Origin of the sequence: Lactococcus allomyrinae (assembly GCF_003627095.1) — a bacterium.
GTDB classification, from domain to species: domain Bacteria; phylum Bacillota; class Bacilli; order Lactobacillales; family Streptococcaceae; genus Lactococcus; species Lactococcus allomyrinae.
The window spans coordinates 2,527,859-2,553,588 of the sequence record NZ_CP032627.1; the positions used below are offsets into that span (position 1 = coordinate 2,527,859).

21 protein-coding genes and 1 pseudogene are annotated in these 25,730 nt (G+C 37.7%); 20 read left to right on the forward strand and 2 right to left on the reverse strand.

The window, feature by feature from the left end:
- Positions 1 to 204: 204 nt before the first annotated feature.
- The 7 genes from D7I46_RS12115 (at position 205) to D7I46_RS12145 (ending at position 6,688) form a co-directional block, all read left to right on the forward strand.
- Positions 205 to 1,026 (forward strand): energy-coupling factor transporter transmembrane component T family protein, encoded by an 822-nt coding sequence (locus D7I46_RS12115; RefSeq protein ID WP_120773103.1) that lies wholly within the window; start codon positions 205 to 207, stop codon positions 1,024 to 1,026.
- Positions 1,027 to 1,607: 581 nt separating this feature from the next.
- Positions 1,608 to 1,901, forward strand: coding sequence for a helix-turn-helix transcriptional regulator (locus tag D7I46_RS12120; RefSeq protein WP_120773104.1), 294 nt, complete (start codon positions 1,608 to 1,610; stop codon positions 1,899 to 1,901).
- Complete coding sequence (locus tag D7I46_RS12125) at positions 1,825 to 2,604, forward strand: ABC transporter ATP-binding protein (RefSeq protein WP_120773105.1); 780 nt, start codon at positions 1,825 to 1,827, stop codon at positions 2,602 to 2,604. The genes D7I46_RS12120 and D7I46_RS12125 overlap by 77 nt, the downstream gene beginning before the upstream one ends.
- On the forward strand, positions 2,597 to 3,547 hold the full coding sequence (locus D7I46_RS12130) for a FecCD family ABC transporter permease (RefSeq protein WP_120773106.1): 951 nt from the start codon (positions 2,597 to 2,599) through the stop codon (positions 3,545 to 3,547). The genes D7I46_RS12125 and D7I46_RS12130 overlap by 8 nt, the downstream gene beginning before the upstream one ends.
- Positions 3,544 to 4,482 (forward strand): FecCD family ABC transporter permease, encoded by a 939-nt coding sequence (locus tag D7I46_RS12135; RefSeq protein ID WP_120773107.1) that lies wholly within the window; start codon positions 3,544 to 3,546, stop codon positions 4,480 to 4,482. Before D7I46_RS12130 ends, D7I46_RS12135 begins: the two co-directional genes overlap by 4 nt.
- A 289-nt stretch (positions 4,483 to 4,771) precedes the next feature.
- Positions 4,772 to 5,713, forward strand: coding sequence for an iron-hydroxamate ABC transporter substrate-binding protein (locus D7I46_RS12140; RefSeq protein ID WP_120773108.1), 942 nt, complete (start codon positions 4,772 to 4,774; stop codon positions 5,711 to 5,713).
- 69 nt (positions 5,714 to 5,782) lie between these two features.
- The gene (locus tag D7I46_RS12145) at positions 5,783 to 6,688 is read left to right on the forward strand and encodes a LysR family transcriptional regulator (protein WP_120773109.1); all 906 of its coding nucleotides are present in this window, start codon (positions 5,783 to 5,785) and stop codon (positions 6,686 to 6,688) included.
- 57 nt (positions 6,689 to 6,745) lie between these two features.
- On the opposite strand, the gene D7I46_RS12150 is transcribed toward D7I46_RS12145, so the two are convergent.
- Both D7I46_RS12150 and D7I46_RS12155 read right to left on the reverse strand, forming a co-directional pair.
- Positions 6,746 to 7,927, reverse strand: a complete 1,182-nt coding sequence (locus tag D7I46_RS12150) for an MFS transporter (protein WP_120773110.1) — start codon at positions 7,925 to 7,927, stop codon at positions 6,746 to 6,748.
- A 12-nt stretch (positions 7,928 to 7,939) separates the two neighbouring features.
- Complete coding sequence (locus D7I46_RS12155) at positions 7,940 to 8,758, reverse strand: aldo/keto reductase (RefSeq protein WP_120773111.1); 819 nt, start codon at positions 8,756 to 8,758, stop codon at positions 7,940 to 7,942.
- 141 nt (positions 8,759 to 8,899) lie between these two features.
- Between D7I46_RS12155 and D7I46_RS12160 the strand changes: the two genes are divergently transcribed.
- From D7I46_RS12160 to D7I46_RS12220, 13 genes and pseudogenes are all read left to right on the forward strand, one after another.
- Positions 8,900 to 9,247, forward strand: coding sequence for a winged helix-turn-helix transcriptional regulator (locus D7I46_RS12160; protein WP_120773112.1), 348 nt, complete (start codon positions 8,900 to 8,902; stop codon positions 9,245 to 9,247).
- Between the two features lie 25 nt (positions 9,248 to 9,272).
- Positions 9,273 to 9,670: pseudogene (gene gloA2 / locus D7I46_RS12165) on the forward strand (SMU1112c/YaeR family gloxylase I-like metalloprotein).
- Positions 9,671 to 9,842: 172 nt separating this feature from the next.
- Entirely contained in the window at positions 9,843 to 10,544 is a 702-nt protein-coding gene (locus D7I46_RS12170; protein ID WP_120773113.1) for a phosphoglycerate mutase, read from the forward strand.
- Between the two features lie 515 nt (positions 10,545 to 11,059).
- Positions 11,060 to 13,216: a penicillin-binding transpeptidase domain-containing protein gene (locus D7I46_RS12175; protein WP_120773114.1), complete on the forward strand. Its 2,157-nt coding sequence runs from the start codon at positions 11,060 to 11,062 to the stop codon at positions 13,214 to 13,216.
- Positions 13,217 to 13,327: 111 nt separating this feature from the next.
- Positions 13,328 to 13,924, forward strand: coding sequence for a recombination mediator RecR (recR, locus tag D7I46_RS12180; protein WP_120773115.1), 597 nt, complete (start codon positions 13,328 to 13,330; stop codon positions 13,922 to 13,924).
- Positions 13,925 to 14,173: 249 nt separating this feature from the next.
- Complete coding sequence (locus D7I46_RS12185; RefSeq protein ID WP_120773379.1) at positions 14,174 to 15,223, forward strand: D-alanine--D-alanine ligase; 1,050 nt, start codon at positions 14,174 to 14,176, stop codon at positions 15,221 to 15,223.
- 360 nt (positions 15,224 to 15,583) lie between these two features.
- The gene (locus D7I46_RS12190) at positions 15,584 to 16,537 is read left to right on the forward strand and encodes an AraC family transcriptional regulator (protein WP_120773116.1); all 954 of its coding nucleotides are present in this window, start codon (positions 15,584 to 15,586) and stop codon (positions 16,535 to 16,537) included.
- Between the two features lie 70 nt (positions 16,538 to 16,607).
- Positions 16,608 to 17,939, forward strand: coding sequence for a UDP-N-acetylmuramoyl-tripeptide--D-alanyl-D-alanine ligase (locus D7I46_RS12195; protein WP_120773117.1), 1,332 nt, complete (start codon positions 16,608 to 16,610; stop codon positions 17,937 to 17,939).
- A 236-nt stretch (positions 17,940 to 18,175) separates the two neighbouring features.
- On the forward strand, positions 18,176 to 19,828 hold the full coding sequence (locus D7I46_RS12200) for a peptide ABC transporter substrate-binding protein (protein WP_120773118.1): 1,653 nt from the start codon (positions 18,176 to 18,178) through the stop codon (positions 19,826 to 19,828).
- 241 nt (positions 19,829 to 20,069) lie between these two features.
- Complete coding sequence (locus D7I46_RS12205; RefSeq protein WP_120773119.1) at positions 20,070 to 21,740, forward strand: peptide ABC transporter substrate-binding protein; 1,671 nt, start codon at positions 20,070 to 20,072, stop codon at positions 21,738 to 21,740.
- Positions 21,741 to 21,984: 244 nt separating this feature from the next.
- Positions 21,985 to 23,667, forward strand: coding sequence for a peptide ABC transporter substrate-binding protein (locus D7I46_RS12210; protein ID WP_120773380.1), 1,683 nt, complete (start codon positions 21,985 to 21,987; stop codon positions 23,665 to 23,667).
- Positions 23,668 to 23,750: 83 nt separating this feature from the next.
- A complete protein-coding gene (locus tag D7I46_RS12215) occupies positions 23,751 to 24,674 on the forward strand; it encodes an ABC transporter permease (RefSeq protein WP_120773120.1) in 924 nt (307 codons plus the stop codon).
- A 16-nt stretch (positions 24,675 to 24,690) separates the two neighbouring features.
- On the forward strand, positions 24,691 to 25,722 hold the full coding sequence (locus D7I46_RS12220; RefSeq protein ID WP_120773121.1) for an ABC transporter permease: 1,032 nt from the start codon (positions 24,691 to 24,693) through the stop codon (positions 25,720 to 25,722).
- Positions 25,723 to 25,730: the final 8 nt, after the last annotated feature.

Genomic DNA, 25,730 nt, shown 5'->3' on the forward strand with positions numbered 1-25,730 from the left:
ATAACTGGTAATACTTATCCTATCAGCTAGGTACATTTTACTAAGGATAATCTGATGTAGTAAAAATCAGCAATGAATTGGTGCTATGTTCTGACTTTAATTTGACTTTGGTGTTCTGCACTCAACAGTTGTGAGAAGCTAGAAGTAGTAAAAGAACCATTGACAATTTTCATCACTTCTTAATAGTTGGGTTTATATCTTATCATGAATAATCAACTTAAAATTCTTGGCTTTACGGCAGGCGATGGCTTTGTCTACAGGCTTAATGCAACGAGTAAGCTGCTCTTTTTCATTCTCGTATCTATAAGTTGCATGGTGACTTATGACACGAGATATTTGGCTTTTGTCGCTATTTTTTCAACTTTACTTTTTCGTTTTTCGAAAATTCCATTTGCTTCAGTGAAACGGGTGGCGCAGTTTGCGGCTTTATTTGCTGTGCTTAATATCATTTTTGTTTTTATTTTTGATCCAAACTATGGCGCACGTTTGTATGGGTCACAGACAATGATTTTTGGACCGTTTTCTGCGGAGGAATTATTTTATTTGTTCAATCTAGTGTTGAAATATTTTTGTACGATTCCGCTGGCACTTTTGTTCCTTTTGACGACTAATCCTAGCCAATTTGCGAGTAGTTTGAATAAAATTGGTCTTCCCTATCGTTCGTCTTACTCGGTGTCGCTTGCGCTTCGTTATATTCCTGATATGCAGGAAAAATTCATCACGATTCGCAATGCTCAGGAGGCGCGCGGGATGGAATTATCGAAAAAAGGGAACTTTTTTGGGAAAATCAAACTTAATGTCCAACTTCTTTTGCCTCTAATTTTTTCGAGTTTGGAGCAGATTGATACGATTTCTACTGCGATGGAGTTGCGGCGTTTTGGGAAGAAGAAAAAAAGAACGTGGTACACTTATCAGAAGTTGAGGGGACAAGATTTTTCGGTCATTGCCTTGGCAATTTTGTGCGTTATAACTGTTATTGCACTATTTTTTGTTAATCAAGGTCGATTTTTTAATCCATTTCACTGACAATTTTCTGTCAGTGTTTTTTACTAGTTTGTCAGTAAATTTGGATAAAGATTTTTACAGAAATCTTGTAAACGAACAAGTTTTATGGCATAATAGACTTGTAAAATACTTTTGACAAACAAATCATTTGCAAAAAATAAAGAAGTTTGAAATGAAGCCGTGACTTCATGTGTTGGCTGTAATTAGATCGAGTGACTCTCACATCTTAATCAACCGAGTTCGGAAGGCTAGAAACTTGTGAAAAAGATGAAATTTTGAACCTACGCTGGCGCAGAACCAAAAATTTCCCTATTTTTCACAGTTTCTGAGCAAACCTTCCTCACATCTTAAATTGAGTTTGGGGCGCTAAAAGCTAGGCGATTAGATAAAATGGAGCTTGTGTTTCGTACAGAACCACATTTTCCTAAGTCACTGTGCTTTTGGACGAGTACTCCTTACCTCTTACAATTGAGTTCGGAGCGCTTGAAATTAGTGAAAATAGACAACTTCCAGAACCGTGCTTTCGCACGAACCTGAAATTTTCTAATTTTCATAATTTCAGGACGAGCGCTCCTCACATCTTATTTTGAAAGGAAATAGTAATGGAAAATAAAATACGTGAATTACGTCGTTTGCACCATCTTTCACAAGAAGATATTGCGCATATTGCACACGTCTCGCGTCAGACGATTAATGCGATTGAGAATGATAAATACGATCCTGAGTTAATGCTGGCTTTTAAGCTTGCCGATACGTTGGGAACAACGGTTGATGAGCTTTTCAATTACAAACCAGCTATAGTAAAAAGGAAAGAAAACGATGTATTTTGGTGCGAAAAATATCAATGTGTGCTATGGAAAAGAGCAGGTGTTGAAAAACATCACGTTGTCGATTGAAAAGGGGAAAACAACGGCGATTATCGGAATCAATGGTTCTGGAAAATCAACACTTTTAAAAGCTTTAGGACGTTTAATTAAGTCTGACGGAGAAGTTATTTTTAATGACAGACCTCTGTCAGCACTGACAAATCTTGAAATTGCGCGAATTTTATCACTTTTACCTCAGTCAGCAATGGCGCCAGCAGATATTACCGTTTATGAGCTGGTCAGTTTGGGACGATTTCCCCATCAAAGACTGATGCAACAGCACTTATCAAAAGATGATGAAGCTTTTGTTGAGCAAATTATGCGAGAAACAAATGTATGGGAAATGCGTAATAGTAAGGTGTCAAGCCTATCAGGAGGGCAACGTCAGCGGGTATTTATTACGATGATTTTGGTGCAAGACAGTGAAATTATTTTGCTCGATGAACCAACAACTTATCTTGATTTGGTTCATCAACTTGATATTTTGCGTTTGCTCAAAGAATTTGCGACAAAGCGAAAAAAAACGGTGGTCTATGTGATTCATGACTTGAACCATGCCGCACGTTTTGCTGATAATCTAGTGCTTGTTAAAGAAGGAAAAGTCGTTGCCGAGGGGTCTGTTGAAGAACTTTTCACAGAAAGTTCGCTTAAAGATTGTTTTGGTCTGGATGTGACATTAGGGTGTGATACATTTACTAAAAGTTTGATGATTACAGGGGTGAAAAATGCCTAGGAGACGCTTTGCAATGCTTTTTTTTACCCTTGTTTTTTTCTTGCTTATCTTATCTGTACTTTATCTAATGTTAGGTGCAAAAAATTATCCTTTGTCAGCGGTGTTACAAAATAAAATTGTCTTACAGCTCCGTCTGCCAAGACTTTTGAGCCTCTATCTCGTCGGATTTCTACTCTCCACGAGTGGTTTTCTAGTCCAAATCATGACACGAAACCCGCTTGCTGAAATGTCAACCCTAGGGATTTCAGGAGGTGCAAGTTTTGCCTTGTCGCTATTGTTGACCTTCGGATTGTCAACGAATGATGGGATTTCAGTTATTATTTCATCTGTTGGTGCTTTTCTTGCTTTGTCAGTTGTCATGCTGCTGACAGCGAGAACTCATTTTCAGCCTTTAAAAGTCGTTTTAGTTGGGACATCAGTTGGATTATTTGCGACGAGTTTGGCAAGTTCAATGACCTTCGCAAGCCATAATACGCAAGCCTATTTTTTATGGATTGTAGGTTCTTTTTCTGGCATTACTGACACGAAAGTGATTTTGATGACAGTTGTCAGTTGTATTTTTCTTATTGTTCTTTTTCTTTTTTCAAATCGGATCAAGCTCCTCTCTTTTGGAGACGAGATGGCGACCTCTTTGGGCGTATCGGTCAATCAAGTCCGCTTTGCAATTATGATTTTGGTTGCTCTAGCAGCTGGTGCTACGATTGCATCAGTAGGTGTGATTAGCTTCGTTGGATTGATTGCACCGCATATTGTCAAACCTTTTGCACGAACGAATTTTTGGCAAAATGTGATTCTGTCAGTGCTGACAGGAATGATATTATTAGTTTTAGCTGACCTTGCAGCAAGAAATTTGTTCAAGCCCTATGAATTTCCTGCGGGAAGCTTGACGATGTTGCTTGGTGCACCATTTTTCCTCTGGATTATCGCAAAGGAGGCAAAATGAAAAAGAAATTTATTCTTTTATTTTCAATCCTTTTTATCATTGCAATCGTTGACCTGACACAGTTTTCCACGAATATGCAAATGCTCTCGATTTTGATTCCCAATTTTCGTCTGCCACGCCTGATTATCGTTTTAGCTGCAGGAATGGCACTCTCAATCGCTGGATTTATTATCCAAACTGTTGCTGAAAATCCACTTGCAGACAGTGGAACGATAGGGATTACATCAGGTGCAAGTGCGGGTAGCGTCGCATTTTTACTCGTTGCAGACCATTTTAATCTCACGGGTTTTTGGAATTTTTCTTATCCTATTTTTGCATTGTTGGGCGCAATCATTGCGTTTGGTCTAATTTACTTTTTTGCACTCAAGAAAAATGTAAGTTCGGTTCGTGTACTATTGACAGGGATTGCGATTACAGCATTTTTTCAAGCAATGATTACGCTTGCGCAATTATCTGTTAATAGTTTTGATTTCCAAAAAGTTGCGGTCTGGTTATCAGGTGATGTCTGGCAAACAGATACGAGCTATCTCTTAGTTTGTCTAGTTTTACTGGTCATTGCACTTGTTTTTTTACCTTTTTCAATGAATAAACTCGAAATTATATCGCTTGGCGAAGAAATGGCGACAACTTTGGGAATAGATATTCAAAAGACGAAGACACAACTTTATTTTATTGCGCTTTTATTTGCTGCTGTGGGTGTCTTACTTGTCGGTGGACTTGCATTTGTTGGTCTAATTGCACCACATATTGCACGTGAAATCGTTGGTTTCAAATCACGTCGCAGGCTTGCTGCAACGGCTCTAAGTGGAATGATTATCTTAGTATTTGCTGATATTATTTCGCAACTTGTAATTGCGCCATCAAGTCTTCCTTTGGGCTTCGTTGTTGCCTTCATCGGAGCGCCTTACTATATTTATCTCATCCAAAAAGTTTAAGAAATTAATTTGTAAACGCAAATTTCTTATAAAAAATAACTGAGTTCGTCCTCCCTGAAAGGTATGAAAAAAGATAAAGCTGTGAACCTGTCTTCGACAGAACCTCTAGCTTTCCTATTTTTCAACCTTTCAGAGCAGTCGGACTTATATCTTATAACTGAGTTCGGTGCGCTTAAAATTAGTGAAAATAGATAAATGCCAGAACTGTGTTTCCGCACAAACCTGAAATTTTCTAATTTTCATAATTTCAGGGCGAGCACCCCTCACATCTTATATTTAGGAGGTAATTTTGAAGAAATTACTCACAACGATAGTCGCTGCAGGAGCCTTGCTTACTTTGGCTGCTTGCTCAACCAATTCATCAGCTAAAAACTCAAAATCGGCTGATAAGACAGTTACTTTTCATGCCTTAAATGGTGATATTAAAGTCCCAGCAAATCCGAAACGTGTTGCTGTTCAAAATTACCCAGATGAAGTTGCATCTCTTGGAGGGAATGTTGTAGGTACAGACTCTTGGGCTTTTCCAAATCCATATTTGACAAAGAATCAAAAGAAAAATATGGTTGATTTAGGTGCTCCAAAGTTCAATCTTGAAAAATTGATTGAGCAAAAACCAGACCTTATCATCACTGTGGATAAAGACCAAGTTGCGGATTATCAAAAGATTGCACCCACTGTGCTTGTGAATTATCAAAAACTTTCAAGTATGAATGAGTCTTTGGACTATTTTGCTAAATTGCTCAACCGCAAAGATGAAGAAAAAACTTTCCTCAAAAATTTCAAAAAAGCAGCGGATATACAGAAATCAAAATTGGAAAAAGCAGGCGTTACGCCATCTAAAAATACTATTTCCCTTCTTGAACTTCAAGGGGATAAAATCTATGCTTTTGGTGATAACTTTGCACGTGGAGGGCAAACCTTGACGACAGGTTTAGGATTTAAGCAGTCAGCCAAAATGGCAGAACTTTCAAAGGGAATAGGCTATGCTGAGGTCAATGCAGAAAGCTTGAAGGACTTTGATGCAGATTATATCTTTGTTGATTTCGCAGCGGTAGATAAAGCACAATTTACAGCATTGGAAAATAATCCAAGTTGGAAAAATCTTAAAGCGGTTAAAGAAGGTCACGTTGTGACAATGGATTATAACAAAGTTTATTTCTTTGCTGGTCCAACAGCGACTAAAAAAGAGCTTCCACTTTATACGGATGCTATCATCAAGGCTACAAAATAAGTTTGGAAAAGTGTATAATCATTTTATACGCTTTTTTATATGTAATAATTATTTATAGGACTTATTAAGATGAACATTAAACAACTTAGATATGTGGTGGCTATCGCCAATACTGGAACTTTTCGAGAGGCTTCGGAACAACTTTTTGTAAGCCAACCGTCAATGTCAATTGCCGTCAAGGATTTGGAGCAAGAACTGGGCTTCCAGATTTTTGACCGGACAAATACAGGTGCGACGCTGACCATTGAGGGTGAGCGCTTTTACGAACAAGCGCAGACGGTTTTGCGCAATTTTGAATCATTTGAGTCAAAATATTCCAAGCCGAAAGAGTCAGATAAGATTTTTTCTGTGGCAAGTCAGCACTATGATTTTCTGGCACCAGTGGCAGTGGATTTTGCAAAGAAAAATCCTGAAATCAAAAACTTTCGTGTGTTTGAATCCACGACTTACAATATTTTGCAGGAAGTCGCCCAAGGACACAGCGAGCTGGGTGTAGTGTATCTCAACAAGCACAATCGCTCAGGAATTGTTCGGATGTTGGACAAATTAGAGTTGGAGTACGAGGAAATTTTCTTATCTCAAACACATATTTATATTCGCAAGGGGCATCCTTTGGCGGGGCGAACATCCATTAATGCAAATGACTTAAAACCACTAGATAGAGTACGATTCACTCAGGAAAATGAACAATTTCTCTATTATTCAGAAGATTTAGTTGAAACTTTTGAGAATACATTTATCTATAACGTCACTGACCGTGCAAGTTTAAATGGAATTTTAGAACGGACAGATGCCTACGCAACAGGTCTTGGTTTTATTGATAAAGAGAGCGTCCATAATGTAACAGTTGTCCCTATGGAGGGAGACAATGGAAATAGTTTGATTTTGGTCAAGCATCGTGGACATTTATTATCAAATGCAGCGACTTCTTATAAACGTAGCCTTGAGGTTTACTTTGAAAACTATGAATTTTAAACAATAGCTAAAATAAATACTCTCTGAATAATTATCAGAGAGTATTTTTATAACTTATTATAATTTACTTGCTTGGGCTTTTTGAGCCAAACGAATGAGAAACATTGCAAGGAGCATGATAATGATTCCTCCAAGTGGAGTAAAGACAACACTTGAGCCCTTAGAAATTTGTCCTCCAACAAATGAACCTAAAGTGATTCCGACATTGAAAGCTGCAATGTTAAAAGCTGAAACTAAAGTAATATCTTTTGGCGTAAATTTCTCTGCTAGTTGAACAACATATAGTTGTAGACCAGGGACATTCATAAAGGCAAACAAGCCCAAAAGTAAAGTTGCAATTAATCCCAAAGGTTGCGAAGCTAAACTTGCACTGATAAAAAGAAAAAGTAAACTCAATGCTAAAGCCGCAAACATTTTTTGAAGGGCAGGTAGGATATTTTTATTTGCTAGATGTCCACCTAGTGAATTACCAATGGCAACCATCACACCATAAGCAACCAGAATAATAACGACTGTACTTGCTGAAAATCTAAAAGTTCCTTCAAGGATTGGCGTAAGATAAGTATAAGCCGCGAAAGTTCCTCCATAACCAAAAGCGGTAATAAAGAGAGACATCAAAATTGATTTATTAGTAAAAATTCTAGCAAGCCCACTTAAATTAATTTTTCCGGGGATTGGAAGCCCTTTTGGAACAAGGATACTAGTAGCAATCAGTCCAATTAAGCCAATAACAACAATGAAAATAAATGACATATGCCAGTTAGAGTGCTGACCAATGAAAGTCCCTAAAGGAACACCAATGACCGTAGCAACGGTCAGTCCTGTGAACATGAGAGCGATCGCTGAGGCCCTTTTTTCAGGTCGGACAACATCAGCAGCAATGACTGTGGAAATTGACATGAAAATACCATGAGCAAGTGAGGCAAGAACCCGTCCTACTAAAAGTAAAAGGAAAGTTGGAGCGAAAGCTGACAGTAAATTACCAAGAATGAAGAGACCCATAATCGAAACCATCAAAGTTTTTCGATTCCAAGTTCCTGTAAGAATGGTTAATAAGGGAGCACCAACCGTTACCCCTAAAGCATAGAGAGAAACCGTTAAACCAGCTTGAGATAAACTAATATTAAAGGTGTTGACAATCATTGGCATTAATCCAACGCTAATGAATTCGGTTGAACCAATAGCAAAAGCATTGATTGCTAAAGCTAGAAGAGTGAGACTGGGGGATATTTTTTTCATTATACTTCTTTCTTAAAAATTAAAATGTTCTGGATCTGGACCGACACGAAGTTCTTCGTTGAGTGAGTTGATAGCTTTCATATCTTCAGGGTCAAGTGAAAAATCAAAAATTTGACGATTAGCTATCATTCGTTCACTTTTAATAGATTTTACATTTACTAAAATATTTTGCTGAATATCCCAACGAAGAATGATTTGAGCTACAGATTTTCCGTGTTTATCAGCAATTTTTTTGAGCACTTCATTGTCTAATAATTGACCTTGCATCAAAGGTGACCAAGCTTGAACCTTGATATCATGAAGTTCCAAGAAATTACGAAGTTCTTCTTGTGATAATTTTGGATGGAGTTCAATTTGATTTAAAACAGGGGTGATTTCAGCATAGCTAAGAAGTTCTTCTAAATGAGACTTTTGGAAATTACTGACGCCAATCGCTTTTATTTTGCCTGCTTTATATAAATCTTCCATTGCTTTCCAAGCTTCTTTGTAAGCATAATGTGTGCCGGGCCAGTGGATAAGATATAAATCAAGATAATCTAAATCTAATTTTTTCAAACTTTCTTCAAAGTTTTGAATTGTTTCTGCATAAGAATGATCATCTCCCCAAAGTTTTGAAGTGATGAAAAGATCGTCACGAGAAAGTCCTGTCATAGCCAAACCTTCTTTGATTCCTTGGCCAGTGCCTTCTTCATTTTCATAAATTTTGGCTGTATCAATTAAACGGTATCCATTGATAATTGCATTTTTTACAACATCAGCAGTTTCTTCATTTGGAATTTGAAAAACTCCCAAACCAAGTTCTGGAATTTCAATCTGATTATTAAGTTTCATTTTTTGCTCCTCATATATTTTATTTTGGCAGAAAATTAGTATATAATAAATAAAACCTATTGAACAGTACCTACTTTTTTGTGTCATACATACTAAAAAGTAATAATTGGATAAAATAAGGGATTAGAAAGGAAATTAATTTTGAAAAAAATTTATAATATTGGTGTCGAAGCGACAATGGATGTTATTGGCGGAAAATGGAAACCAATTATTTTGTGTAATTTAAGGCACAATCCAAGTCGTCCAGGAGAATTGAGACGTCAAATTCCAGGAATCAGTCAAAAAATGCTGACCCAGCAATTAAGAGAATTAGAAATTGATAATATTATCGTTCGTAAGGTTTATCATCAAGTTCCGCCGAAGGTTGAATATTCTCTAAGCCCTTATGGTGAAACTTTAAATGGTTTATTAGATATTCTTTGCTCATGGGGTGAAGGCCATGTCCAAACTTTAAAAAGTATGGGTGAAGAAGTTCAAATTTTAGAATAAGAGAACGAAGAAGATGAGCCGCAAGATGTACCAACCAGCTTTCAATAAAATTCATCACATCGCTATCATTGCCGCAGATTATAAAAAATCTCGTCAGTTCTATGTTGATATTTTAGGATTTTCAATCATTCGAGAAAATCATCGTCCAGAAAAAGGAGATATCAAGCTTGATTTAAAGATGAATGAAGAAACGGAAATTGAATTATTTATCAAATCTGATGCTCCTAAACGCTTAACTTACCCAGAAGCAACGGGTTATCGCCACCTAGCCATTAAAACAACAAATATTGAAGAAGATAGAAATTATTTGATAAGTAAAGGGGCAAAGTGGAGGAAATCCGTCAAGATGATATTACAGACAAAAAAATGCTCTTTTTTTATGACCCAGATGATTTACCAATAGAACTTCATGAGTATTTCTAAAAAATCTTAAATTAAGAAAAGACTTTTAGACTAGCTAACAGTTTTGTCAGTAAATAAAAGGGCTTACAGAAAATCAGGGCTAGAAAAAAAGCAGAATTTGTAGTAAAATTATCTTTGTAAATAAGCGAACAAAAACTCGCTTAAACTCAAATAAAATAAATGGAGAAAAATCATGCCAAAATTAGTATTTGCACGTCATGGTGAATCTGAATGGAATCTTGCTAACCTTTTTACAGGGTGGGCTGACGTTGACCTTTCTGAAAACGGAACACAACAAGCAATTGATGCAGGTAAATTGATTAAAGAAGCAGGTATCGAGTTTGATATTGCTTACACTTCAGTATTGAAACGTGCTATCAAAACAACTAACCTTGCACTTGAATATTCTGATCAACTTTGGGTACCAGTTGTTAAATCATGGCGCTTGAACGAACGTCACTACGGTGGTTTGACAGGTTTGAACAAAGCTGACGCTGCTGCAAAACATGGTGATGAACAAGTTCACATCTGGCGTCGTTCATATGATGTTTTGCCACCAGCAATGGATCATGATGATAAATATACAGCTCACGGAGACCGTCGTTATGCTGGTCTTGAAGATTCATTGATTCCTGATGCTGAAAACCTCAAAGTTACTTTGGAACGTGCCCTTCCATTCTGGGAAGACCAAATCGCTCCAGCTTTGAAAGAAGGCAAAAATGTCTTTGTTGGTGCGCATGGTAACTCAATCCGTGCACTCGTTAAACAAATCAAAAAACTTTCAGATGATGAAATCATGGATGTTGAAATCCCTAACTTCCCACCACTTGTTTTCGAATTTGATGATAATTTGAATGTTACATCTGAATACTATTTGGCACCAAAACAAGCTTAACCGTTTGGATAAAGCCTGTCAAAAGGAGTTGTCAGTTCAACGTGATCGATAACTATCAGCATAGCTCAAAAGTCTGTCAGTTTAATGCAATTAACGTGAGCATTGAATCTGTGGATAAAAGCTTTGTCAGCAGAGCTGAAAAAGCTGTCAGTATACTGACAGCTTTTTTTGTTGTTTGAATCAGACAATTGACTTTGCATTTTAATTGAAAAAAACGATAGACTTGTATAAACTAGGATTATATCAGTGGTATTTGGTAAGAGATTTTTATGATAAAATGACCACAGTGCTGATTTATCATTACTTTTTTCAATGGATTATCTATCGTCAAAAATTGTAAGGAAAAGTTTTTATAAATGTGGTAAAATATGTAAGTATAATTTCAAAAAAATTGATAAGTGATAGAGTTGTTCCAAAGCTTACCTTGCTCTTACTTGAACTATTCTGCGCAAAAAGGTGCAAAAACCTGATAAGAAAGTAGAGATTGGGAACACATCAAATGTATCGGAGTGCAAATGCCAACGAATAGAAGAAAAAACGACAAGACTGAAAGTGTAAATAAAGAAAAGAAAACGATGAAACATCCAGCAAAATCAATTCCTGCTCGGGTGAATATTTTATTTTTTGTGATTTTTATTCTTTTCATGATTTTGATTGCAAAACTTTTTAATATGCAAGTGTTAAATTCACATTTTTATGCGGATAAGATTGTTAATTCGGGGTCGAATGTTCAGATTATTGAGGGGGCACCGCGCGGAAATATTTATGATGCGACGGGCAAACCATTAGCGACAACTACTCCTGTTCAAGCTGTCGAATTCACTCGTGGACAAAATACGACGGCTGAGGAGATGCGACAAGTTGCTGACCGTTTGGCAACGATTCTTCCAAGTACCATTGATGCAGGAAATCTGACTACTCGTGATAAAAAAGACTATTTTCTTGCAGATACAAAAAATCTTGATAAAATCGCAAATAGCTTGACTGAGAAAGAAAAAACTGATAAGCAAGGGAATGACTTATCTGGAGCGGAAATCTACGATGTTGAGTTGACCAAAGTTAAAGATAGTGATATTAATTTCACCCCACAACAAACTTTTGCAGCGAAATTATTCAAAGAGATGAATGGTACAACGACTTTTAATACGACAATGATTGCTGCAGGAGATATTACCCCAGAGCAACAAGCCAATATTGCCGAACACGAAAGTAGTTTACCAGGGATTAGCATCGGAACTTCCTGGACACGCACTTATGCTCAAAATGCGCTCACTCCTCTAATGGGTGGTGTAACTAGTGAAAAACAAGGTATTCCAGCGGATGACCTTGATAAATATTTGAAAAAGGGTTATCAACGAAATGACCGAGTGGGTGTCGCTTTTCTAGAAAAAGCTTATGAAAGTGATTTGCAAGGGACACATAATATCAGTAAAGTCGAAATTGATAAAAATGGTAATGTGTCAGGAACAAAGACAGTTCAGCAAGGAAAACGTGGCGATGATTTGAAATTGACGATTAATTTGGATTTCCAAAACAAAGTAAACAATATCGTCAAAACCCAACTTGACCAATTGATACAACAAGGTTTTGGTGAGTACAATAAGGGAGCCTACGCCGTAGTATTAAATGTTAAAACTGGTGCAGTGCTTGCCTTGTCAGGTTATCAAAGAGATCCAAGTACAGGTAAGATTACAGAGAACACACTTGGAACTTTCCAATCTGTCTTTACCCCAGGGTCTGTCGTGAAGATGGGGACATTGACGGCGGCATGGAACGCAGGTGTAATTTCGGGCAATGCGACTCAAACAGCACAAGCTATTCAATTCCAAGGTTCGTCTCCTATTCTTGACTGGTGGGGAAGCAACGGAACTGAAAGTCCAATGGCACTCACTGCTGTGCAAGCATTGCAATATTCATCAAATACTTATATGGTTCAGCTTGCAATGAAAATGCTTGGTGATCCTTATGTCAAATCTGGTCAAACTCTGGATGATACTGATCGTGTGAAAGTTTATAATGAGTTACGTAAAGCCTATGCTTCTTACGGCTTGGGAACCTCAACAGGGCTTGATATTCCGGGAGAATCACAGGGATACATTCCTGCCTCAGACTCAACAGAAGCAACAGGTTCAAATCTTTTGATGGAAGCATTCGGTCAGTATGACAACTATACTCCACTACAACTCGCCGTTTATGCAGCAACCCTAGGAAATAATGGGACGCGTCTTGCTCCTCATCTTGTTCAAGGTGTTTATGAAGGCGATACTAGTGGTGGCTTAGGGGGCTTAGTAAAAAATATTACACCTAAAATTATGGATAAAGTGAATGTTACACCAGATAATATGGACGTTTTGCACCAAGGAATGTACGAGGTTGTTCATGGTGCACCAGGCTTGACTACAGGTACAGGTATGAGTCAGGCAAATGTTTCTATCTCAGCTAAGACAGGGACGTCAGAAACGTCATTCCAACTTCCAAATGGAACATGGACAAATCTGACTGCAAATAATGCGGTAGCTTTCGCCCCTACAGATGACCCACAGATTGCGATTGGTGTTGTTATCCCAAATAACACAGAAAATAATGCAAGTAATGGAACAAAGGCGAACCAAAATATTGTCACTCAAATCACAAATCTTTACTATTCTAATGCAGCATATCAAAAAGAATAAAGTCAAATTTATTCTTTTTTTTTTGAAGAAATGCCTTTGGTATTCTTTTCATTTTTGGGGAAATATAGTAAAATGATGAGAGTTGAAAATGAAATAAAGAATTGAGGGGAAATGTACTATCCAGAACCTATAGCAAAGCTGATTGAGTCGTTTTCTAAATTACCCGGAATTGGGCAGAAAACGGCGACAAGGTTGGCTTTTCATACCATTGGCATGGATGACCAAGATGTCAATGAATTTGCTAAAAATCTACTATCTGCAAAGCGTGATTTACGTTTTTGCTCAATTTGTGGCAATTTGACTGAAACTGACCCTTGTGGGATTTGTACGGACACTACTCGTGATAAATCTACTATCTTAGTAGTAGAAGAGTCTAAAGATGTACTAGCAATGGAAAAAATTAGAGAATATCGTGGTCTATACCACGTGTTGCATGGGACGATTTCGCCAATGAATGGAATTAGTCCTGATGAGATTAATGTAAAGTCGCTCATTATAAGATTGATGGATAGTAGTGTTTCAGAAGTTATTATTGCGACAAATGCAACCTCTGATGGTGAGGCAACAGCCATGTATTTAGCGAGAATGATTAAGCCAGCAGGGATAAAAGTGACACGGTTGGCGCGTGGCTTAGCAGTTGGCTCTGATATTGAGTATGCCGATGAGGTAACGCTTTCCAAAGCTGTCGAAAATCGTATGGAAATCTGATTTTTAAATAAAATACACATTTTATTGCTGAAAAAACAGACGGTCAGTGATAAAATAAACAAGGACAATGAATTTTTATCGCTAGCCATTTTTTGTCAGCTTGGCAGAATAATAGACAATTAGACGAAAGTTAAGGGGTGCCATTCTAGTTGCCCAGAGGTCAAGCGAGGTTGGACACATAAGCCATAATAGCGAAAGATGTGTTTGTCAGTATACTGACAGAAATGATTACAGGAGTTAAGAGAGATGATGTCAAAAGAAACTTTAATTTTACTTTATGGTGGTCGAAGTGCAGAGCGTGAGGTTTCTGTTTTGTCGGCTGAAAGCGTGATGCGTGCGGTAAATTATGACCGTTTTAATGTCAAAACATACTTCATCACAAAGTCTGGTGATTTCATCAAAACGCAAGAATTCATAACGCTACCTGCTACTGACGAAAAATTGATGACCAATGACAGTGTTGTGTGGAATGACAAGATTGCGCCGTCAGCGATTTATGAAACAGATGCTGTCGTTTTTCCTGTGCTACATGGACCAATGGGAGAAGATGGCTCTATTCAGGGCTTTTTAGAGATTTTAAAATTAGCTTATGTTGGACCAAATATTTTGTCAGCAAGTAGTACAATGGATAAATTATTGGCAAAACACGTCTTTGAATCTGTCGGAGTTCCTCAAGTTCCTTATGTCGCTGCATTTGCAGATGAAAATCAAGCTGAGATTGCTGAAGAAGTTGTCGAAAAGCTTCAATTTCCAGTCTTTGTAAAACCAGCAAATATGGGCTCAAGTGTCGGAATCAGTAAAGTTGAAGATTTAACAGAACTAGCACGTGCGCTGACAGAAGCTTATAAATATGATAATCGCGTTGTCATTGAACAAGGTGTGGATGCTCGCGAAATTGAGTGTGCTGTCCTTGGCAATGGTGGCGAAATTTCAGCGACACTGCCAGGTGAAGTCGTGAAAGATGTCGCATTTTATGACTATAATTCTAAATATATTGATAATAAAATTCAGATGGATATTCCAGCGCACATTGCGCCAAAGCTTGCTGAACAAATTCAAACTTATGCAATTAAAGCGTATAAAGCGGTCAATGGCGCGGGCTTATCACGTTGTGATTTTTTTGTAACAACAGATGGAAGATTGTATCTCAACGAAATTAACGCTATTCCAGGGTTTACGCAATGGTCAATGTATCCACTACTCTGGGAAAATATGGGTTTGAGCTATTCAGCTTTGATTGAAAAATTGGTTGATTTGGCAAAATCTGCCTTTGAAATTCGAGAAAAACACCTTTTGTAAGAATTAAAAATCTATCATAAAAAGTCTATCAGTTCAATGCGATTACCATGAGCATTGAATCAGCGAATGGAGGACTTATCAGCATAGCTGAGAAGTCTGTCAGTTCAATGCGATTATCGTGAGCATTGAATCAGCGAATAGAGGACTTATCAGCATAGCTGAGAAGTCTGTCAGTTCAATGCGATTATCGTGAGCATTGAATCAGCGAATAGAGGACTTATCAGCATAGCTGAGAAGTCTGTCAGTATCCTGACAGACTTTTTTTTATTAAAAAATTCACGAAAATCGCACTAGTGTACACTAGTGAAGGAGTTCTTGACAGAACTCCTTCATCAATTAATTGAATAGAGGATTTAAAGCGTGCAAAGTGAATTGGAGAATATTTATCATTCAAAGATAAACAATCTGAATTTTTTGTTAGTGGATATTGCTTATCGTAAACCCCATTTGCACTTTGATATGGAAGTATCATTTGTTCTTGAAGGAAAAGGAAAAATTAGAACTCAAGAACAAGAATTTACCATCCAAGCAGGGCAAGGTATTATTTTTAATAGTTGCCAGATTCATGAGTTCATCTCAGAGCAAGCCATGAAAGTCTTGGTCGTGCAGTTTAGTACAACGATTCTTGAGATTGTTTTTCCACAGTTGGATCGGACCAACTTTGAGAGCCAACCTTTTGACTTGGAGAATAATCCTGAAGTCCTTTATTTTATTCTTCAAGCAGCTTTGAGCTATTTTGAAGAAGGGACACATTCTCCGCTGCGCGTGCATGGTTATACCTCGTTGGTTCTGGATGGGCTGATGGAAATCTGCAATTATGACATTTTGAGTGCGGCTCAACAAAATAAATTAATGGACTTACAAGAGCGTATCCAACGGATTTCTTCGTACATCCATGAACACTACACCAGCAAGATTTCTCTGGATGATTTAGCTACACGTGAAGGATTTTCTCGGACTTACTTTAGTCACTTTTTTAAAAATAATTTTGGCATTACTTTTAAAGAGTACTTGGATAACTTACGTTGTGAAAAAGCACGCACCCTTCTCGCCTCGACAAATGAAAACTTGCTCACGATTTCCTATATCTGCGGTTTTTCTGATATTAGGACGTTGAATAATGCATTCTCTAAGTGTTATGATATTTCCCCTAAAGACTATCGAAAAAATAATTTGAATTCACCAGTTGTCATAAAAATGTCTTTTAATCAAGATGAGCTTGACAACCAAAAAACCTACAATGACAAAGAGAGTTTTGAGTTACTTCAAGATTATTTAGAAGCACGATTTACAAATTTTAGTCTTAAGTCCTGACCAATCTCTCATTGAAATGAGCAACTATTGCCGGCTTTTTTGTCAGTAAAAATGCTATAATGAAACTACTATGAAACTCACAATCCAAGAAATCGCAACAGTAGTCCGTGCAAAAAATAATCTGTCAGAACTGACAGACACAGAAATCCGTAACATTGAATTTGACAGCCGTCTGATTAAGTCAGGTGATATTTTTCTTCCACTCAAAGGAGCTAGAGATGGACACGAGTTCATTGATACAGCCTTTGAAAATGGGGCTATTATTACGTTTTCCGAAAAAGAAATCAATCAACCACATTTTCTTGTAGAAGACAATCTTGTCGCCTTTCAAACCTTAGCCCAGTACTATCTCAAAAAAACAAAAGTGCCTGTTATTGCAGTGACAGGAAGTAATGGTAAGACAACAACCAAAGATATGATTGCCGCTGTCTTATCGGAAAAATACATAACTTACAAAACACAAGGAAACCATAATAATGAAATTGGCCTTCCTTACACGATTTTGCATATGCCTGAGCGGACAGAAAAGCTTGTTCTTGAAATGGGCATGGATCACCCAGGAGATATTGATTTTCTCTCAAAACTTGCCCAACCAGAGCTTGCACTGATTACACTGATTGGCGAAGCTCATTTGGAGTTTATGGGTTCCAGAGAGGCAATCGCTAAAGGAAAAATGGGGATTACCGCGGGTCTTCATGGGGAACTCATTGCACCTGCCGACCCGATTATCAATACCTACATTCCTGAAAATCAAAAAATAACACGGTTTGGACCAAATGAAGATATTTTTATCACAAAACTTGTAGAACACAAGGAGTATCTGAGCTTTAACACTAACTTTCTTGATGAAACCATCACAATCCCAGTTCCTGGAAAATATAATGCCACAAATGCGATGTTGGCAGCATATGTTGGACGTCATTACGGCTTGTCCGAAAAGCAAATCAAAGAAGCACTAGGAAAAGTTGAACTTACCCGTAATCGCACAGAGTGGAAAAAAGCTGCGAACGGAGCCGATATTTTAAGTGACGTTTACAACGCAAACCCTACAGCGATGAAGCTGATTTTAGAAACTTTCCAAGCCATCCCCAAAAATGAGAATGGGAGAAAAATCGTAGTACTTGCGGATATGCTAGAGCTTGGAGAGACGGCAGCACAGCTTCACGCAGATATTTTGAAAACTCTAGATTTTACGACAATTGATAAAGTCTATCTTTACGGACCATTGATGGAGAATCTAGCAAAAGCTACAACAGACAAGCCTGTCAGTCACTTTACAGACCTGTCAGCACTGACAGAATCCCTGTCAGCCAGCTTGACTCCTCAAGACCAGATACTTTTTAAAGGTTCCAATGGCATGAGATTAGCGACAGTTGTTGAAGCTCTGACAAATAAAAAATAAAACACTGATATTCAGTGTTTTTATTTTAAAACTAAATTATCAGAAAATTTAACTAATTCTTGACATTTAAAAATCAGTTAAGTATAATATCAATACATTGAATGTTCAGAAAAATCAGAACGTTCGTTGAATGTCATTATTAAAGAAATGAGTTTGCTCACTCTGCCTTAGCAACTTGGATTTACAGCAATTTCCAAACAGTTTGACCTCTAACTCATCTCTTAAGGAGAAAACAAATGAAAAAAAGTAAGCTCATCGGCTTGTCCGTCCTTTCGTTAGCATCAGTTGGCGTTCTTGCCGCTTGTGGAAATAGTAGCAGTGCTCAAAAAAATATCCAATTTTCTATCCCGACAGATGTCGCTTCTTTGGACACTACTTTGCTCACTGACCAGTACTCTTACGATGTTGCAGGAAATGTTGAAGAAGGAGCAACTCGTGTAAATAGTAAGGGTGATGCTGCGCTAGCCTTAGCAAAATCAATTGATGTTTCAAAAGACGGTTTGACCTACACGATTACTTTAAGAGATGGCTTGAAATGGTCAAACGGAGATAAACTCACAGCCAAAGATTTTGTCTATGCGTGGCAACGTGCCGTAGACCCAAAAACAGGCTCAGAGTACGCCTACCTCATGGGTGCAGTAAAAGGTGCCAATGATATAATGGCAAGCAAAGCTGCAGTAAATACATTGGGCATTAAAGTAGATAGTGATACTCAATTTACCGTTACTTTAGCACAACCAACCCCTTATTTCAAATTCCTCCTTTCAGAACCCGTTTATTATCCCCTTGACCAAAAAGTTGTCGAAAAATACGGTAAACAATTCGGGACGACATCCGCGAAGATGGTTTATGACGGACCATTCATGTTTACCTCAAAAAATGGTTGGACAGGGACAAATAAAAAATTCTCTATCTATAAAAATCCAAACTATTATGACAAATCAGCTGTGAAATCTGACGAGATAGATTTCCAAGTCATTAGCAATGCCAATACTGGCGCGCAACTCTACAAGCAAAAGAAACTTGACTTCACTTTGCTCCCAACAACAGACCTGATTAATGCAAACAAAAACGTCAAAGGTTTTACAGTATTTAAACAAGCCAGAACAGATTATATCGAGTATAACCAATCAGGAAAAAATGCTTCAAGTACAGATGCTCAAAAAGCATTAGCCAATCAAGATATTCGTGAAGCACTCAATCTTGCGACAAACCGTAAAGAAGTTGTTCAAACAGCATTACCAGACTCAACACCAGCAACAAGCTTTACTCCAGTTGGCATGAGTAAAACAGCATCAGGAGAAGATTTTGCAACGTATGCCAAACAAGATTATACCTATGACGCTGCAAAAGCTAAGACCTTATGGGAAAAGGGACTAAAAGAAACGGGACTCACAAAAGTCACGCTGAGTTTTGAAGCAGCAGGTGACCTCGCACCATCTGCCGCCACAGCAAACTATCTCCAAACTTCCTATGAAAAAGCACTTCCAGGACTAACCATTAATCTGAAACTTGTACCATTCCAACAACGCTTAAAAGATGCACAAAATGGTACATTTGACATGATTCTTTCAGGTTGGGGAGGAGATTATGCGGAGCCTTCTACATTCCTCCAACTCTTTACCACAGGACAAGCCTATAACGATGGTAAATTCTCAAGTAAAGCATACGATAAAGCATTTACCGAAGCAACAACGACACCAGATGTATTAAATCCCACAAAAGTAGATGAACATTACAAAGCAGCAGAAATAGCGCTTTATCAAGGATCATACATCAATCCTGTAGATTTCCAAGCTAATCCAGCTCTTATGAATCCAAATATCAAAGGCTTAGAATTCCATTCAACAGGGCTTGCCTATGATTTAAAAACAGCATATTTGAAATAATAAAAAATAGCTCAATTGAGCTATTTTTTCATAAAATCATTGAATATAGAAGAATCCCACAAAAAGGAGTTTTAATTTTATGAAAAATATGTTTTACAAAATAAAACAAAAAATATTCAGAAAAATCTATCATTTCTCTTGACAAGCTTAAACGAACCTGATAAAATAAAGCATATCGAATTTTCAGATAATTGTAATTAAACTAGAAAATTCAAAAATAAATGCAAAAGAGGGAAATCACATGAAAACTTGGAAAAAAGTTACTTTAGGTACAGTAGCACTTGGCTCTGCAGCATTACTTGCTGCTTGTGGCTCAGGCTCAGGTTCAGCTTCAAAATCAAGTCGAGCACCACAACTTGCCATCCCGACAGATATCTCAACACTTGACTCGTCAATGGCGACGGATACATATTCAAATATTTTCATCGGTAACACTGAAGAAGGCGCAACACGTGTTAACGCTGAAGGCAAAGCAGTTCCAGCGTTGGCTAAAAGTGTAGAAGCTTCGTCAGATGGTTTGACTTATACGATTAAATTGAGAGATGGATTGAAATGGTCAAATGGAGATTCGCTTACAGCAAAAGACTTCGTCTACGCTTGGCAACGAGCAGTAAATCCTAAGACTGGTTCACAATATGCTTATCTCATGGCTAATATTAAAGGCGCATCTGAAATTATGGCAAGTAAAGCCGACCCAAGTACTCTTGGAATTAAGCAAGTTTCAGATACAGAGTTTACCGTCACTTTGACGACACCAACACCATATTTTGACTTCTTGCTTTCTCAATCTGTTTACTATCCTTTAAATCAAAAGTTTGTTGAAAAGTATGGCAAAGACTATGGAACTTCATCAGCTAAAACACTTTATTCAGGGCCATTTGTTTTCAAAGGAAAAGGATGGACAGGAACCAATGGTTCATTTAAGCTAGTTAAAAATCCTAATTACTGGGATAAGAAAAATGTGAAATCTGACGAAGTTGATTATCAAGTCGTTAAAAATCCAAATACAGCTGTACAACTCTATAAACAAGGGAAACTTGACCAAGTTGGTCTAGGAACTCCAGACCTTTACAATGCAAATAAAGGTTACACGAAAAACACGAAACTTGTAAAACTTAAAGAAGCAACGACAGACTATATCGAATATAATCAAACAGGAAAAGGAACATCAAACCCTACTGCAGCCAAGGCTCTTCAAAATAAAAATATTCGTGAAGCATTGAATCTGGCAACAGACCGTGCGACTATCGTAGCTCAAACTACCGCAGGTTCAACAGTAGCAACAGGATTGACACCAGCAGGCATGGCTAAGACTTCAGATGGTACAGACTTTGCGGAATACGCAGCTCAACCTTATACTTATGATCCTGCAAAAGCAAAAACACTTTGGGAAAAAGGATTGAAGGAAATCGGAGCAACATCTGTTAACCTTTCATACGAAACAGATGCTGATTCTCCAACAGCAAAACAACAAGCAGACTTCCTCCAAACATCATTGGCTAAAAATCTTCCAGGTTTGACAATCACTGAAAAGATTGTACCATTCCAACAACGTTTGAAAGACTCACAAAATCACCAATTTGACATGGTCAACTCACTTTGGGGTGGTGATTACGCAGAGCCATCTACATTCTTGTCACTCTTTATCAAAGGCTCAGGATACAATGACGGTGGATTTGTCAATCCAACTTATCAAGCAGCATGGGATAAAGCATCAACTCTTCCAGATGTAACAAATGATGATGCACGGAATGCAGACTATAAAGCAGCAGAAAAAGCACTTTATGATGAATCAAGTATCAATCCAATCTACTTCCGTACAACTCCAGCGCTTCGTAATACAGCAATGAAAGGATTACAATTTAATTCTACAGGGCTCAACTACGACCTTAAAGGTGTGTATATCAAATAAAAAAATATCTCTTCGGAGATATTTTTTATAAAAATTATTGAAGCATCTCAAAGTGTCAAAAGTGATAAGAAAAATTTTGTAGAAAAAACGTTCGGCAAAAATATAAAAATTCCCGCTTTTTTAGAAATGGTTATCCATTATACTTTACATTTCAGATTGAATTAAGTATAATACCAATATAATAAATTTTCTGACAATAATAAACATTGCAAATCAGAGAATATTTATGAAAGAGGGAAATCACATGAAAACTTGGAAAAAAGTTACTCTAGGTACAGTTGCGCTTGGTTCAGCTGCACTTCTTGCAGCTTGTGGTGGAAGTTCGTCTTCATCTTCAACTTCAAAAAATCCACAACTTGAGTTGACGACAGATATTACTACGCTTGATTCTGCTTTGGCAACAGATACTTATTCTGGAGAAATCATCGGTAATACGCAAGAAGGTCTGACTCGAGTAAATAACGAAGGCGTTGCTGAAAATGCTCTTGCAAAAGACATTAAAGTTTCTGATGATGGTAAAGTTTACACCATCACTTTACATGATGGACTTAAATGGTCTGATGGCACACCTTTAACAGCAAAAGATTTTGTTTACTCTTGGCAACGTGCAGTTAATCCTGCGACAGGTTCACAATACGCTTACCTTTATTCAGACGCAGGCCACATTAAAAATGCTTCTGAAATTAACTCAGGTAAGATTAAAGACCTGAATCAGCTCGGTGTAGTAGCGAATTCGGATACAGAGTTGACAGTTACATTGACACAACCAGTTCCTTACTTTAAATTCTTGCTTGCAGCCCCTGTTTATGCTCCAGTACAAAAAGCTGCAGTAGAAAAATATGGCAAACAATATGGTACAACTTCTGATAAGATGGTTTACTCAGGTCCATTTGTCTTCAAGAAAAATGCGGGTTGGACAGGAACAAATGCTAACTTCTCACTCGTTAAAAATCCAAATTACTACGATAAGAAAAATGTAAAATCTAGTGAAATTGATTTTCAAGTTGTGAAGAATCCTAATACAGCAGTACAACTTTACAAACAAGGTAAACTTGATGAAGCACCAATCGCATCACCTGAACTTTATAGTGCTAACAAAGGCTTTAATGGTGGTAAAGATTATGTACCTTTGAAAGAAGCTACAACAGCATATATTGAGTACAACCAATCTGGTAAGGGAACATCAAATCCTACTGCTGCTAAAGCATTGCAAAATGTGAATATTCGTGAAGCAATCAATCTTGCTACTAATCGTAATGAACTTGTTAAACAGTTTTACCCAGGTTCAGCACCAGCGACAGGCTTAGTGCCAGCAGGTATGGCTACAACTCAAACAGGAGAAGATTTCTCTAAATATGCAGCTCAACCTTATACTTACGATGTATCAAAAGCAAAAGAATTGTGGCAAAAAGGTTTGAAAGAAATTGGTGCTAAATCTGTAAATCTTACTTATACAACTGATGCAGATAAACCAGTAGCAAAAGCAACAGCAGACTATCTTCAAACTTCTCTTGCTAAAGCCCTTCCAGGTTTGACAATCACTGAAAAAATCGTACCATTCCAACAACGTTTGAAAGATTCACAAACTCAAAACTTTGACATGGTAATGACACTTTGGGGTGGTGACTATGCGGAACCATCTACATTCTTGAATCTCTTTACACAAAATTCAGGACAAAATGACGGTAAGGTTAATAACCCAGCATATGAAGCAGCCTTCAATAAAGCATCTACACTCCCAGATGTAATGGATGATGCAGCACGTAATGCTGATTACAAAGATGCTGAACAAGCACTCTTTGAACAATCAAGTATCAACCCAGTATATTTCCGTACTACACCATCACTTCGTAACCCTAACCTTAAAGGATTTAACTTCCACGGTACAGGTTTGAATTACAACCTTAAAGGGACTTACGTTAAATAATTGATAAATAAATTTTATTTAATGAAAAAGCAGGGCTCTTCGTAGCACCTACTTTTTCGTGTTATTATAGGAAAACTTAAATTATGCTAGTTAAATATATTTTGAAGCGCGTCCTTTTGATGGTGCTCACTCTTTTCTTGGTTGTCACAGCAACTTTCTTCTTAATGCAAGTTATGCCAGGGACACCATTCAATAATCCCAAATTATCACCAGACCAAGTTCATGCGTTGATGATTACTTATGGACTTGACAAACCACTTTGGCAACAGTATTTGATTTATCTGGGTCATGCTTTTACAGGTAACTTTGGTACATCTTTTACTTACATGAACCAACCTGTTAGCATGATGATTGCGCAACGTTTGCCAGTTTCTGCCCAGCTTGGTGTTGAAGCGATGATTATTGCCATTGTCTTCGGTGTCCTATTTGGTGTATTATCTGCCCGTTATCGCAATACTTGGGTTGATGGACTTTTGTCAGTCATCTCAACATTTGCTTTCTCAGTTCCTTCATTTGTTGTTGGTACTTTATTACTCTTGCTTTTTGGTTATACATTAAATGTCTTGCCAGTTACAGGTTGGGATGGTTTCGGAGCTTCAACATCTGTCATGCCTGCAATCGCCCTCTCTCTAGCTTCTATGGCACAAGTGACAGCATTTGTGCGTTCTGAAATGATAGAGTCTTTAAGTTCTGACTATATTCTCTTAGCTAGAGCTAAAGGTTTATCAAGTAGTGAGGTACTTTGGAAACATGCACTTCGAAACTCTCTTATTCCAATGCTTACCTTGATTGGTCCAATGACAGCTGCTCTTTTGACCGGTTCGGTTCTTATCGAAACAATCTTCAGTATTCCTGGTATTGGTCAACAATTTGTTCAATCTATCCCATCTAAAGACTTCCCAGTTATTATGGGGACGACAATCGTTTATGCAGCGATGCTGATGGTTATGATTCTTGTGACGGATATTATCACAGCATTTGTTGACCCACGTGTAAGATTGGACTAGAAAGGAGAGTAGAAAAATGGAAAATGTTAATAATAAATTTACCCTTGTGGGAACCAAAGGTTCTCACGATATGGAACTTATCTCAAAACCTGCTCTGACTTTCTGGCAAGATGCTTGGCGTCGATTTAAGAAAAATAAAATTGCAGTTGTTGCGATGGTCGTCGTTGTCTTTACCTTGCTCTTTGCACTGGTTTCAACTGTACTTGTTCCTCAAAAAGCAGCGAATAATTTTAACCCTAATAAAGTACAAGTTTATAAGAATTTGCCTCCTAAAATTGGTAATCTTGGAATTCCTGGATTTGATGGTAGGTTTACCCCACCAGGTAACTCAGAAGCTTCTAATGTTTATAAAGACCAAAATGTTCCAAAAGGTACTTCGTTTATTTTGGGGACAGATAATCTTGGACGGTCGTTGGCAAAACGTACGGTTGTTGGTTTGCGTATCTCACTTTTGATTGCTTTTGCAGCGATTCTCTTTGATATCTTCATTGGTATTACCTATGGTTTGATTTCAGGCTGGGTCGGTGGTAGAGTCGATAATGTGATGCAGCGGATTATCGAAATCATTTCATCTATTCCTTATCTAGTTATCGTAACAATGTTGGGGATGCTTTTTGGTCAAGGGGTTACTTCAATTATCTTGGCGATTGGTATGTTTATTTGGACAGGGATTGCTAGACAGGTACGTAACTTGACTTTGAGTTGGAAAGAGCGGGAATTTGTTCTTGCTGCTCGTACTTTGGGAGAGTCTACCTTCCGAATCATGGTGCGTCACTTACTTCCTAATATGCTTGGCGTTGTCATCGTTCAAATCATGTTTGATATTCCATCGGTTATCTTCGCTGAAGCTACGTTATCTGCGATCAACCTTGGAGTTAAACCGCCGACATCTTCGCTTGGTTCATTAATTTCTGACGGTATTTCAAGTTTGCAATTTTATCCATTCCAACTTGCTGTGCCAGCTGTTGTCCTCTGTCTTTTGTCACTCTCATTCTTCCTCTTTGGTTATGGGCTTCGTGATGCGTTTGACCCTAAATCTGCGGATTAATAATGAAA

Bases quoted from the DNA above. Each gene is read 5' to 3' on its own strand.
- D7I46_RS12220 (WP_120773121.1), top strand. From the start codon at position 24,691: ATGGAAAATGTTAATAATAAATTTACCCTTGTGGGAACCAAAGGTTCT.
- D7I46_RS12155 (WP_120773111.1), bottom strand. From the start codon at position 8,758: ATGAAACTTAATAATCAGATTGAAATTCCAGAACTTGGTTTGGGAGTT.
- D7I46_RS12185 (WP_120773379.1), top strand. From the start codon at position 14,174: ATGTCAAAAGAAACTTTAATTTTACTTTATGGTGGTCGAAGTGCAGAG.
- D7I46_RS12195 (WP_120773117.1), top strand. From the start codon at position 16,608: ATGAAACTCACAATCCAAGAAATCGCAACAGTAGTCCGTGCAAAAAAT.
- D7I46_RS12210 (WP_120773380.1), top strand. From the start codon at position 21,985: ATGAAAACTTGGAAAAAAGTTACTCTAGGTACAGTTGCGCTTGGTTCA.
- D7I46_RS12115 (WP_120773103.1), top strand. From the start codon at position 205: ATGAATAATCAACTTAAAATTCTTGGCTTTACGGCAGGCGATGGCTTT.
- D7I46_RS12150 (WP_120773110.1), bottom strand. From the start codon at position 7,927: ATGAAAAAAATATCCCCCAGTCTCACTCTTCTAGCTTTAGCAATCAAT.
- D7I46_RS12205 (WP_120773119.1), top strand. From the start codon at position 20,070: ATGAAAACTTGGAAAAAAGTTACTTTAGGTACAGTAGCACTTGGCTCT.
- D7I46_RS12125 (WP_120773105.1), top strand. From the start codon at position 1,825: ATGTATTTTGGTGCGAAAAATATCAATGTGTGCTATGGAAAAGAGCAG.
- D7I46_RS12120 (WP_120773104.1), top strand. From the start codon at position 1,608: ATGGAAAATAAAATACGTGAATTACGTCGTTTGCACCATCTTTCACAA.
- D7I46_RS12175 (WP_120773114.1), top strand. From the start codon at position 11,060: ATGCCAACGAATAGAAGAAAAAACGACAAGACTGAAAGTGTAAATAAA.
- recR (WP_120773115.1), top strand. From the start codon at position 13,328: ATGTACTATCCAGAACCTATAGCAAAGCTGATTGAGTCGTTTTCTAAA.
- D7I46_RS12130 (WP_120773106.1), top strand. From the start codon at position 2,597: ATGCCTAGGAGACGCTTTGCAATGCTTTTTTTTACCCTTGTTTTTTTC.
- D7I46_RS12170 (WP_120773113.1), top strand. From the start codon at position 9,843: ATGCCAAAATTAGTATTTGCACGTCATGGTGAATCTGAATGGAATCTT.
- D7I46_RS12135 (WP_120773107.1), top strand. From the start codon at position 3,544: ATGAAAAAGAAATTTATTCTTTTATTTTCAATCCTTTTTATCATTGCA.
- D7I46_RS12145 (WP_120773109.1), top strand. From the start codon at position 5,783: ATGAACATTAAACAACTTAGATATGTGGTGGCTATCGCCAATACTGGA.
- D7I46_RS12200 (WP_120773118.1), top strand. From the start codon at position 18,176: ATGAAAAAAAGTAAGCTCATCGGCTTGTCCGTCCTTTCGTTAGCATCA.
- D7I46_RS12215 (WP_120773120.1), top strand. From the start codon at position 23,751: ATGCTAGTTAAATATATTTTGAAGCGCGTCCTTTTGATGGTGCTCACT.